Origin of the sequence: Prosthecobacter algae (assembly GCF_039542385.1) — a bacterium.
Taxonomy (GTDB): Bacteria; Verrucomicrobiota; Verrucomicrobiia; order Verrucomicrobiales; family Verrucomicrobiaceae; genus Prosthecobacter; species Prosthecobacter algae.
In genome coordinates this window covers 43825-55784 of the sequence record NZ_BAABIA010000002.1, presented here as the reverse complement: position 1 = coordinate 55784, position 11960 = coordinate 43825, and the positions used below count along the sequence as shown (strand labels likewise).

General features: G+C 57.3%; 10 protein-coding genes. 6 read left to right on the top strand and 4 right to left on the bottom strand.

Annotated elements, in window-relative coordinates; all coding sequences use genetic code 11:
• Positions 1-12 precede the first annotated feature (12 nt).
• Positions 13-684, top strand: a complete 672-nt coding sequence (locus ABEB25_RS03775) for a bifunctional 4-hydroxy-2-oxoglutarate aldolase/2-dehydro-3-deoxy-phosphogluconate aldolase (protein ID WP_345735047.1) — start codon at positions 13-15, stop codon at positions 682-684.
• Positions 681-1742: a sugar kinase gene (locus ABEB25_RS03770; protein ID WP_345735046.1), complete on the top strand. Its 1062-nt coding sequence runs from the start codon at positions 681-683 to the stop codon at positions 1740-1742. The genes ABEB25_RS03775 and ABEB25_RS03770 overlap by 4 nt, the downstream gene beginning before the upstream one ends.
• 92 nt (positions 1743-1834) lie before the next feature.
• On the opposite strand, the gene ABEB25_RS03765 is transcribed toward ABEB25_RS03770, so the two are convergent.
• The 4 genes from ABEB25_RS03765 to ABEB25_RS03750 all read right to left on the bottom strand — a co-directional run bounded on the left by ABEB25_RS03765 (position 1835) and on the right by ABEB25_RS03750 (position 5848).
• On the bottom strand, positions 1835-3487 hold the full coding sequence (locus ABEB25_RS03765; RefSeq protein WP_345735045.1) for an alkaline phosphatase family protein: 1653 nt from the start codon (positions 3485-3487) through the stop codon (positions 1835-1837).
• A 115-nt stretch (positions 3488-3602) separates the two neighbouring features.
• A complete protein-coding gene (locus ABEB25_RS03760; protein ID WP_425571962.1) occupies positions 3603-4061 on the bottom strand; it encodes an arsenate reductase ArsC in 459 nt (152 codons plus the stop codon).
• A gap of 41 nt (positions 4062-4102) precedes the next feature.
• The gene (arsB, locus tag ABEB25_RS03755; protein WP_345735043.1) at positions 4103-5158 is read right to left on the bottom strand and encodes an ACR3 family arsenite efflux transporter; all 1056 of its coding nucleotides are present in this window, start codon (positions 5156-5158) and stop codon (positions 4103-4105) included.
• A 195-nt stretch (positions 5159-5353) separates the two neighbouring features.
• The gene (locus ABEB25_RS03750) at positions 5354-5848 is read right to left on the bottom strand and encodes a hypothetical protein (protein WP_345735042.1); all 495 of its coding nucleotides are present in this window, start codon (positions 5846-5848) and stop codon (positions 5354-5356) included.
• A 100-nt stretch (positions 5849-5948) separates the two neighbouring features.
• Between ABEB25_RS03750 and ABEB25_RS03745 the strand changes: the two genes are divergently transcribed.
• The 4 genes from ABEB25_RS03745 (at position 5949) to ABEB25_RS03730 (ending at position 11938) form a co-directional block, all read left to right on the top strand.
• Complete coding sequence (locus ABEB25_RS03745) at positions 5949-6278, top strand: ArsR/SmtB family transcription factor (protein WP_345735041.1); 330 nt, start codon at positions 5949-5951, stop codon at positions 6276-6278.
• 20 nt (positions 6279-6298) lie between these two features.
• Positions 6299-6775, top strand: a complete 477-nt coding sequence (locus ABEB25_RS03740) for a DUF6428 family protein (RefSeq protein ID WP_345735040.1) — start codon at positions 6299-6301, stop codon at positions 6773-6775.
• Between the two features lie 163 nt (positions 6776-6938).
• Positions 6939-10364 carry a transglutaminase family protein gene (locus ABEB25_RS03735; protein ID WP_345735039.1) on the top strand — a complete coding sequence of 1142 codons (3426 nt, stop codon included), beginning with the start codon at positions 6939-6941 and terminating at the stop codon, positions 10362-10364.
• Positions 10365-10435: 71 nt separating this feature from the next.
• Positions 10436-11938, top strand: a complete 1503-nt coding sequence (locus tag ABEB25_RS03730; RefSeq protein ID WP_345735038.1) for a sulfatase — start codon at positions 10436-10438, stop codon at positions 11936-11938.
• Positions 11939-11960: the final 22 nt, after the last annotated feature.

Here is an 11960-nt window from a genome sequence, read left to right as displayed (position 1 = left end):
CTTTTTATAACCATGTCTTCTACCGCCTTTCCTGATTCATTGCAGACCCATCTTTATCAAACGGGCGTCATCGCCGTGCTCATGATTGATGACGTGGCCGATGCAGTTCCTACCGCACAGGCACTGCTCGCCGGAGGGGTGGATTGCATCGAGCTGACCCTGCGCACGCCTGTGGCGATGGAGGTTCTGCGGGTCATCCGGGCGGAGGTTCCGGAGATGAACATCGGCGTGGGCACGATCTTGAACCTGACCCAGGTGAACGAGGTGAAGGAGGCCGGGGCCGCTTTTGGCGTGGCCCCTGGAATGAACCCTCGGGTGGTGGCGGAGGCCGTGCGCATCGGGCTGCCTTTTGCCCCTGGCATCTGCACGCCGACGGACATCGAACTGGCCTTGGAGCAGGGCTGCAGGCTGCTGAAATTTTTTCCTTCCGAGCCTTGCGGAGGTCTGGACTACCTGCGCAGCATTGCAGCGCCCTTTGCCCACCTGGGAGTGAAATACATTCCGTTAGGCGGTGTGGGGGCTGACAATGCGGAGGAATATTTGAAGGAACCTTCGGTGCTCGCACTGGGCGGGTCCTGGCTGGCCTCGAAGCCGCTCATCCGAACACAAAACTGGGCCGCCATCACCACCAATGCACGCCGGGTCAAAACGATGGTGAACCTGTTGCGTGGAGGCCAGGCATGAGCCGGATTGTCACGCTGGGCGAGATCATGGCGCGGCTGGCCGCTTCCGGGCACCTGCGTTTTCAGCAAACGATGCCAGGGGCGCTGGAGGTCACCTTTGCCGGGGCGGAGGCCAGCGTGGCAATGTCCATTGCCCACTTCGGTGGTGAGGCTTCGTTCGTCACGGCCCTGCCTCAGCATGCGATCGCCGATGCCTGTGTGGCAAACCTGCGCTCAGTGGGGGTGGAGACGCGGCATATCCTGCGCACTCCTCAGGGAAGGCTGGGCCTTTATTTTCTGGAGACCGGGGCCAATCAGCGTCCGGGTCAGGTGATCTATGACCGAGAAGGCTCGGCGATGGCCCTCACTCCTCCGGAGGCCTACGATTGGGAGGCCATCTTTGCCGGGGCGGAGTGGTTTCTCATCTCAGGCATCACTCCCGCGATTTCTAAAAACGCAGCCGAGGTGGCGAAGGCGGCCATGAGAGAGGCTTCGGGGCGTGGTGTCAAAATTGCCTGCGACATGAACTTTCGCAGCAAGCTGTGGCAGTGGGAGCCGGGGCTTTCTCCTCGCGATCTTGCTACCCGCACCATGCGGGAACTGATCCCGCTGGTGGATCTCTTTATTGGCGGGCGTGAGGATGCCGTGCAGATGCTGGGCATGGAGGTGGGCGAGACAACACCGGAGGAATTGGCCAGACAGATCGTGGCGGCTTACCCCCGTCTACAATACGTGGCCATGACCCTGCGCGAAGGTGTCTCCGCTACGCACAATAACTGGGGTGGGATGCTTTATGAAGCCGCCTCGGGTCAGAGCTATCGAGCGCCTCTGCAGACAGGTCGTTACCAGCCCTATGCCATTACTGATATTGTGGACAGGCTTGGCGGAGGCGATGCGTTCACCGCAGGTCTGCTCTTTGCCCTGACGACTCCAGAGCTCAGATCTCCCGAAAGGGCGGTTTCCTTTGCGGTCGCAGCTTCCTGTCTCGCACATTCGATTTCCGGGGATTTTAATTACAGCAGCCGTGAGGAAGTGGAGGCGCTCATGGCCGGAGATGCCTCGGGCCGTGTGAAGCGCTGAGGTGTGAGTATTGTTTGTTAGGCTGGTGGCCATCGCAGCTTGTCAGAATAGGTGAACCCGCTCTGTGAAAGTGGGTTCACCGCCTTGCCAGATCACTTCAGGATTTTCACCATCGGCTTGCCCATGCAGCTCGGTGGCTCCTGGATGCCGAGGGCTGCGGAAAGGGTGGGGGCGATGTCCGTGATGTGAAACTCATCGGCATAACGACCTGTTTTGAAGGCGCTGCCATAGAAGAGCACCGGAATGTGAGTGTCGTAAGAAAAGGGGCTGCCGTGCGTGGTGCCCGTGCCTGGTTTCCCGCTGCCAGGGATGGCGAAGGGCTTTTGCACAAAGACGATGTCGCCGCTGCGTTCGCCATTGAAGCCGTTCATCACCCGTTGCCCAATGACGCCCGGGGCCCGCCCATCCAGAAGCTGTTCCCGGCCATAGACGGCGTGGAAGACGCCAGTCGAGAGGGCCCATTCGCGCACAAATGCGGTGACGGTTTCTGGGGCGAGCTGCTTTTCCACCAGCACGGGGTGGTTGTAGTAAAGGTTACCATCGGTCAGGCGCGGTTTGAAACCGATCTTCGCCCCCAGGAAATAGCGGCCAGGGCCGAAGCGCTCAACCAGCTTGTTTTGCAGCTCGTTCATCAGATCCGAAACCGCAGGTCTTGCGCCGTCCAGACCTTGTGATTGAGCATACTCAGGAGCGGGGCAAACGCCGTGATCGGCAGTGAGAACGATGGCGATGTTGGCCAGGCCCACCTTCTTGTCAAGGTAAGCAAAAAAGTCTGCAAACTGGCGGTCCAGACGCAGTGTGATGTCCTGGGCCTCGTGAGAATAAGGGCCAAATTTGTGACCGCAGTAATCATTGGAGGAGAAGGAGACGCAGAGCAGGTCTGGCCGGCTGCCTTGGCCGAGTTTTTCGCCTTCGATTGCGGCCTTGGCGAACTCAGCCAGCAACTGGTTACCAAAAGGGGTGGAGAGGATAGACTCATAACCATCCTTTTCTTCCTTGATGACCTTGTGGGGAAAAGTGCTGGTGCTTTCGCCTGTCAATTGGGATTCACCTGCGCCATCGTCGGGCGTTGGGTATTCTTTTTCATCCAGAAGCCGCTCCCAAGTCTGGCCGATCATGGCCTCAGCTTGCTTGCTGTCGTTGAAGGTTTTGACCCAATCGGGCAGCTCGGGCATGTAGTAGCTGCTGGTGATGAAATGGCCTGTGGCCGACTCAAACCAGTAGGCCCCGGCTGGCTTTTTCCCGCCGGGCAGGATGGCACCACGGTCCTTCACGGAAATGGCGACCACCTTGGATCCCCAATGCAGGCGCATCTGGTCGGCCACGGTCGCTCCAATGAAGTTGCGAGGGGACATCTTGCCTGCTTTGGCATCCGGGGCGGTGCCGACTCCTGTTACGTCGGGATCACTGACGCAGTACATCGGTTGGCCAGTGCGTTTGTCGAACCACTCATTGCCAATGATTCCATGCGCCATCGGTGGGCTGCCGCTGAAGTAGCTCGCATGACCTGGAGCGGTGATGGTGGGGGAGTAATCATACTGTGCGAAGGTCATGAAGGCTCCCTGGTCAGTCAGCAGGCGAAAGCCGCCTTCGGTGAACTGATGATGAAATCGCTCCAGGTAGTCATAACGCAACTGGTCCACCACGATGGCCACCACCAGCTTTGGGGCTTTGGGCGGAGCTGCGTGGGTGCTGCCGAAGCACAAGGATAAGGACAGGGCACAGGCGAGAAACTTGAACTTCATCAGGTTGGGGGTGAGTGGGGTGGAGTAAACGCTCCCCCCCATCGAGTATTGCATCGCATGAGGCTTCAGGGGAGGCTTCTTGCGCGACGATTTCTTTGCAACTGCATCTGCACCATTACGGAATGGAACGGCTGACAGCGGCTTCATCAAGACGCCCCTGTGCATAGGCCTCAAAGACCCTCCGGATTTCATCACGTACCCGGCGAAAAACGGTCAACTGCTCCTCTTCGGATCCTGTTGCATGGGCGGGGTCGTCAAATCCCCAATGGTGGCGGTTGACCTGGCCTGGGAACATGGGGCAGGCCTGATCCGCGTTTCCGCAGACCGTGATCACGGTCTCCACATTCTGATTCAAAAACTCATTCAGGTGCTTGGAGGTGTGATTGGCAATGTCGAGGCCGATTTCGGCCATCACCTTGATGGCCAGCGGGTGGACGTAGCCTGCGGGCTTGGATCCGGCGCTGGCCACGATGTAGTCATCATTGAGCGCTGCCCGGAGGATGCCTTCGGCTAAGTGGGAGCGGCAGGAGTTTCCGGTGCAAAGGATGAGTAGGGTGGGTTTGTTCATGGGCATGTCGTCGAAAGCATTTGAGGATGTCGTGTGGATTCAGGCTCCTAACGGGCTGAAGGGGCAAATTTTGAACGCAACTTGAGTGCAACGTGAACCAATGCAATCAGCACGGGCACCTCGATCAGCGGGCCGACCACCGTGGCAAAAGCGACGGGTGAATGGATGCCAAAAACAGCGATGGCCACGGCGATGGCCAGTTCGAAATTATTGCCCGATGAGGTGAAGGCGAGCGAGGTGCTGCGCGGGTAGTCGGCACCGAGCTTTTTTGCCATGAAGAAACTGACAAAAAACATCACCACAAAGTAGATCGTGAGGGGGAGGGCGATTCTCAGGACATCAAGCGGCAGATCAACAATGGCTTTTCCCTTGAAGGTAAACATCACGGCAATTGTGAAGAGAAGAGCTGTCAGTGTGATCGGCGAGATGCGCGGGATGAACTTTTTTTCGTACCACTCCTCCCCTTTGAGAGGCACCAGAAGAACTCGACTGAGCACCCCTGCCGCGAACGGGATGCCGAGATAGATTATGACACTCCAGAAGATATCCATCAGGGCGATCTCCACCACCCGGCCTTGAAGGCCGAAGAAAGGCGGGAGAACCGTGATGAACAGCCAGGCAAAAGCGCTGTAAAAGAGAATCTGGGCAATGCTGTTCAAGGCCACCAGGCCCGCCGCATATTCGCGGCTGCCGTGGGCCAGCTCATTCCAGACCAGCACCATGGCGATGCAGCGGGCGATCCCGACCAGGATGAGTCCCACCATGTAGTCTGGATGATCGCGCAGAAAGGTGATGGCGAGCAGGAACATCAGCAGGGGGCCGACAATCCAATTTTGCAGCAGGGAAAGTCCGAGGATGCGTTTGTTGGCAAAGACTTGGGGCAACTGGGCATACTTCACTTTCGCCAACGGCGGATACATCATGAGGATGAGGCCAATGGCGATGGGCAGGTTGGTTGTGCCCACCGTCAAGGGGGCAAAAAAGGCTTCGGGGTCTGAGATCACGAACTGCCCCACCAGAACCCCCACGCCCATGGCGGCGAAAATCCAGAGGGTGAGATAACGGTCCATGAAGGACATGTTTTTAGCGACGGATGAGGACATGGAATGTGTGCAGCTCGTGAGGTGTGCCTATTGCAAGATGAGGCGATTTTACTTGGCTAAAAAGCCAAGTAAATAGCTATTTGGCATTTTTGCCAAGTTTGGAAAGGCTCTTCTACCGCTTTCTTGGGCAGGAGAAGAGCGCAAAAAAAGCGCACCGGAATCACCCGGTGCGCTTCTCACATTGATTGTGAAAAATCAGGAGCCGTAGCTGAAGCCGAGTCCTGTTTTCTCTTGAGTGCTTTCGAGAAAGCTATGGGAAGTCACGACTTCATTCGCATCCAGGACAATGCTGACGGACTGGTAGTAGGTGAGCAAAGCCCCAGGGATGAAGGCGGATCCGGGGATGAAGGATTTGGCGGTAGATTTGCTCTGCTTGAAGGTCCAGGTGGCCGTGGCGCGGCCGGTGGCGTCGGTGCCTTTTTTATACATGAGGCCGAGCTTGCGAATGACGTCACGTTTGGTCGTCACACCATCCTGGATTTGGGCAGCAGCTTTGGAGAAGTGGCTGCGGTTTACGGCCTGATTTGGATCGGTGATGTCCCCGGCGTTGTTGGTGGCCGGGGCTGCGCTGGTGGCCGAAGCGGGGCTGCCACTGTTGGCAGCCGGCTCTTCGGGAGCGGTTCCACAGCTAGTGAGACCAACGGCAATCCCAAGGGTGGCGACGAGGAGGAAGTTAGAGGTAGTTCTCATGCGGAATTCAAGAAAAGACGGAACTGAAGAGGAAGGCAAGGCCATCAACGTGAAATTGTAGCTTGCAAATTTAAATCTATTTGGCGATTATGCCAAATAGATGCCGAAGTCACATTCATCTCAACAAGACTCGATTACTCGCCGTGTGGAGGTCATCAAGTCTCTGGCCCATCCTTCGCGGATGCTCATTGCTGAAACGCTGATGAGTGGTGAAAAATGTGTCTGCGATTTGCAGGTGCTTGTGGGGGCCGATATGTCCACCGTTTCCAAACATCTCACCCTCATGCGCAAGGCAGGGGTGCTGACCTGTGAGAAGCGCGGGCTGAACATTTATTACAGCCTGGCCTGCACCTGCCTGGGCACCTTTTTGCGTTGCCTGGATGAACTGGTGCCTGAAGTGGATGCCTGTGGAACAAGCTGCTGCGACTGATTTATGCCATTAATTCTACCATGAACATTACCGAATTCCTGTCCCATCTGAGGTCTCACTCAGACAAGCCTTTGCTCTTCATTTTACCCGATGGTGGCTGCATCCCGGCCCACTTTCACATCACGGAAGTGGGACACGTAAAAAAGAATTTCATTGACTGCGGTGGAACACGACGCAGCACAGAGGCCTGCCTGCTGCAAACGTGGGTGGCGGATGATGTGGATCACCGTCTGATCGCAGGAAAGCTGGACATGATTTTTGGCAAAGCAGGGGATGTTTTGCCTAACCATGAATTACCCGTCGAGGTGGAATATGAAGACTTTTCCGTCAGCCAGTTTCCGATTACAGGCGCCCAAGTAGTGGAAGATTCTTTGGCCTTTCAATTGGGACTGAAGCACACCGACTGTCTGGCCAAGGAACTGTGCCTTCCTGGCGTCTGTGGCCCTGCGCCGAAGCTAAATCTGCTCGGTTGTGCGCCTGGCAGCGGATGCTGTTAACTGGCAAGCGCGATCCTTGCACGAAGATTGCCTGGCAAAACTTTGGCTAGAGGCCTCTGGCTGACGCTATTTTTGGCATCTGGGGCAGGCGGGGAAGGAATAAAGTTTCCATTTCGTCGCTGGCACGCGCTATGCTTTAGAGGCTAAGGACAACCAACCCAACATGTCCATTCACGTCGCACTCCGTCACGTCACGCGGTATAAGTTTGACCGCCCGGTGAATCTTTCACCCCACATCGTGCGCCTGCGGCCCGCCCCGCACTGCCGCACCCCCATCCTGGCCTACTCCCTGACGATCAAGCCAGACACGCATTTCATCAATTGGCAGCAGGATCCGCAAAGCAATTACCTAGCCCGGCTGGTCTTCCCCGAAAAAGCCACTGAACTCTGTGTGGAGGTGGATCTGGTGGCTGACATGGCCGTTTACAACCCCTTTGACTTCTTTCTGGAACCGGAGGCGGAACGAGTGCCGTTTCGTTACGATCCAATTCTGGCTCATGAGCTGGAGCCCTACCACCGCAAGCTCCCCCTCACGCCGCTCATCGGCGGCTATCTGCGCGGGGTGCGCCAGCAGATGACGGCGGGCAAGGAGCCGATGCGGACGAATGATTTTCTGGTCATGCTGAACCAGATGCTCTGGAAAGACATCAGCTACAACATCCGCCTAGAGCCAGGGGTGCAGACGCCGGAGGAGACACTCGAACTCGGCTGCGGCTCCTGCCGCGACAGTGCGTGGCTGATGGTACAGATCTTCCGCCACCTGGGCTACGCGGCCCGCTTCGTCAGCGGTTACCTCATTCAGCTCAAGGCGGATGTGAAATCCCTGGATGGTCCAAGCGGTGCCGAAGTGGATTTTACCGATCTCCATGCGTGGTGTGAAGTCTATCTCCCCGGCGCAGGCTGGGTGGGACTGGACCCGACCTCCGGCCTCTTTGCTGGGGAAGGCCACATCCCCCTGGCCGCGACGCCGGACCCCTCCAGCGCCGCCCCTGTGGACGGTCTGATTGACAAGTGCGAGGTCGAGTTCGATCACGAAATGTCTGTGACGCGCATCTTTGAAACTGCGCGCGTGACGAAGCCCTATACGCCAGAGCAGTGGAAAGACATCGAGGCCTTGGGATATCAGATTGATGATGAACTGGTGGCGGGCGATGTCCGCCTCACCATGGGGGGGGAGCCGACCTTCGTGAGCATTGATGATATGGAAGGGGACGAATGGAACACCGCCGCTGTGGGCCCCACCAAGCGCCTGCTTTCCGGTCAGCTTATCAAGCGTCTCCGGCATCGTTTTGGTCCTGGGGGCTTGCTCCATTACGGCATGGGCAAATGGTATCCAGGGGAGCAATTGCCACGTTGGTCGTTAGGCTGTTATTGGCGCAAGGATGGAGTGCCCGTCTGGGCAGATGACTCTCTCATTGCCGATGAATCGAAAAGCTACGGCCACGATGAAACCAACGCCCAGCGTTTTGGGGTGGCCTTAGCGGCGGCTCTGGGTGTGAGTCCCCAGTGGTTAAAGCCAGGCTACGAAGATGCTTTCTACTACCTGTGGAAAGAGAAGCGCATGCCGGTGAACGTGGATCCGCTGAAATCGAACCTCAAAGACGAATACGAGCGCAAGCGCCTGGCGCGCATCTTTGAAGAGGGACTTGATAAGGTGGTCGGCTACGCGCTGCCTCTGCAGCGGAGTGTATCCGGAAACGAACTTAAGTGGGAAAGCGGCCCTTGGTACGTGCGAGATGATACGATGTACCTGATCCCAGGGGATTCACCGATGGGGCTGCGTTTGCCTCTGGATTCCATCCCCTGGGTGAGTGCTGCCGACTTCCCGTGGATTTACCCGACGGATCCCAACAAAGACTGGCCGGATCTGCCCCCGCGCCCTGATAGCCGTCAGCAGTTTCTCAGCGGCATCGGCGACATGCTTGACAGTTTATCCCAAGCCCCTGCCAGCTACGCTGAAGGAGGTTACTCCGGCCAGGGCAAACCTGAGCGCCGCAGATTGGATCCTCTGACGGAAGAGCAGACCGAGAATCCTCCAGAAAAGTTCCCGGCTTCACAGGAGTCTGCCCCCTGGATCATTCGCACGGCTCTTTGCATTGAGGCCCGTGAAGGACGCCTGCATGTCTTCATGCCACCGGTGGAGGAGGTGGAAGATTACCTGGATCTCGTCGCTGCGGTGGAGGACGTGGCCGCCACGCTGAAGATGCCGCTTATTGTGGAGGGGACACCCCCACCCTATGATCCCCGGCTGCAAGTGCTCAAGGTTACTCCTGACCCAGGGGTGATCGAAGTGAACACCCATCCTGTGAAAACCTGGAATGAGCTCGTAGAGAACACTCAAATCATCTACGATGAAGCTCGTCAGACTCGCCTGGGCACAGAGAAGTTTATGGTGGACGGTCGCCACACAGGCACGGGCGGGGGCAACCACATTGTGATGGGGGGCGAGTCGCCGCGTCATTCGCCGTTCCTACGCCGACCGGATTTGTTGAAATCCTTGTTAGGCTACTGGCACAATCACCCATCTCTCAGTTACCTCTTCAGTGGGCTTTTCATCGGGCCCACCAGCCAGCATCCACGCATTGATGAGGCGCGCAATGATGCGCTCTTCGAGATGGAACTGGCCTTTAAGGAGCTGGATCGCAACACCGCTGCGCATGGCCACACCACGCCTTGGCTGGTGGACCGCATCTTCAGAAACTTGCTGGCGGATGTCACCGGCAACACTCACCGCACCGAGTTCTGCATCGATAAGATGTTTGATCCTGGCAGCAGCACAGGTCGTCTGGGGCTGGTAGAACTACGATCCTTTGAAATGCCGCCACATCCTGAAATGAGCCTGGCCCAGCAGCTTCTCATGCGGGCTGCCATCGCCCGTTTCTGGAAGGAGCCTTATGAGCAAAAACTCGTGCGCTGGGGCACGGAGCTGCATGACCGTTTCCTCCTTCCCCATTTTGTTTGGGATGATTTCAAGGATGTCATGGATGACTTCAAAAGTGCGGGTTACGGCCTCACACCTGACTGGTTTGAACCTCACTTTGAATTCAAGTTTCCTCGCATCGGGGAAATCACGCAGCGTGGGGTGAATCTGGAAATCCGTACCGCTCTGGAGCCTTGGCATGTCCTGGGTGAAGAAGCTACCGCTGGCGGTACCGCCCGCTATGTGGACAGCAGCCTGGAGCGCGTGCAGATCAAGACCGCAGGCTTGGTGAACAATCGTTACATCGTCACTTGCAATGGACGTCAGGTTCCCCTGCACCCTTCAGGCATAACAGGTGAATATGTCGCTGGTATCCGCTATCGTGCGTGGCAGCCACCGAATGCGCTGCAACCCACCATCGGCATCCACGCTCCGTTGATCTTTGATCTTGTGGATACCTGGAACAATCGCAGTCTGGGCGGTGGAAATTACTATGTCACCCATCCCGGGGGCCGGAGTTTTGATACCTTCCCCGTGAATGGTTACGAGGCCGAAAGCCGCCGTCGTTCCCGTTTCACGATTACGGGGCACACGCCTGGCAAGATTGATCCCATCATCATCCCCAGCGTGCCTGAGTTTCCCTTCACCCTGGATCTGCGTCTGGGCTAAAAGTGGAGTTTTCACTATGACACCTGCTCTGCGCAGCTTTGGCCGCGTGGAGCAGGGGCTTCCGATGCAAGATGCCTCTGCGTTCCATCGTTTTCGGGGCCATGCATGTTCGCCAGATTTTTCTTTCCCTTATCGCTGTCGCAACGGCCCAGGCTGCCAAGCCGAACGTCCTGATGATTTGTGTGGACGATCTGAAGCCCAATATCGGCTGTTTCGGAGATGCCGTGGCTCAAACGCCCAACATTGACCGGCTGGCCAAACGCGGCGTGCTGTTTGAAAAAGCCTATTGCAACCAGGCTGTCTGCTCGCCCTCGCGCAATGCCCTGATGACCAGCCTGCGGCCACAATCGCTCGGCATCTATGAGCTCATGACGAATTTCCGCAAGGCCGCGCCGAATGCGGTCACGATGACCCAGCACTTCATGGCGCAGGGATACAAGGCCGAGGGGCTGGGCAAGATCTTGCACGTGGGCCATGGTAACGTGGATGATGCTGCCTCGTGGTCGGTGCCCTCTTGGAAACCGAAAGCCCAGACCTATGTGAATGAGGAAAGTACCGCCGTGACTCGTGAGGCCAAAGTCGGCGGGGACCGGGGCTGGGCCACCGAAAAAGCGGAGACAGCGGATGACACTTATGCGGATGGGCTTGTCGCCCGTGAGGCGGTGAAACGTCTTGAATCCGCTGCGAAAAAATCTGATCAACCTTTCTTCCTGGCCGTCGGTTTCATCCGCCCGCATCTGCCCTTTGTTTCTCCAAAAAAATACTGGGACCTCTATGATCCGGCGAAGCTGCCCATGCCCCAGGTCAAAGACGCTCCACAGGGTGCCCCTGCCTATGCCGGCCAGCCGGGCGGTGAGCTGCGTCAATACAGCGACATGCCGCAGACAGGTCCGATCGATGACACGACGACTCGCCGCCTCATCCATGGTTATTATGCCGCTACCAGCTACATGGATGCGCAGCTAGGTCTCGTGCTGGATGCTCTGGATGCTAGTGGGTTGGCTGAAAATACCATCATTGTTTTTTGGGGCGACCATGGCTGGCATTTGGGAGACCACAGCATGTGGTGCAAACACACGAACTATGAGCAGGCAGCTCGCATCCCCGTCATCGTCGCCGCTCCTGGGGCTGCGGCGGGTGTGAAGTCGGCTTCATTCATCGAGACGGTGGATATTTACCCCACTCTCAGCGACCTCGCAGGCCTGCCAGCACCCGCAGGGCTGGATGGCAAAAGCTTTGCTGCGGTGATGAAAGACCCGGCGCTGAAGAGCCGCGACAGTGTCATCCATGTCTATCCACGTAACAATTTGTTAGGGCGGGCCATCCGCACGGACCGCTACCGACTGGTGGAATGGAAAAAGCCCGGCAGCGGCGAGCCTGCGGATGCCTTTGAACTTTACGACTACCAGGAAGACCCGCTGGAAACCAAGAACCTGGCAAGCGAGCGCCCGGAGATCGTCACAGAATTGGCAGCCATCCTGGCCACCCATCCAGAGGCTAAACCTCAAATGAAGACAGCGGCAGCCAAGGACGGTGCCCCGGGTAAAAAGAAGAAAAAGGGCAAAAAGAAGTAACCTGCCTTTCCCATCTTGGGGC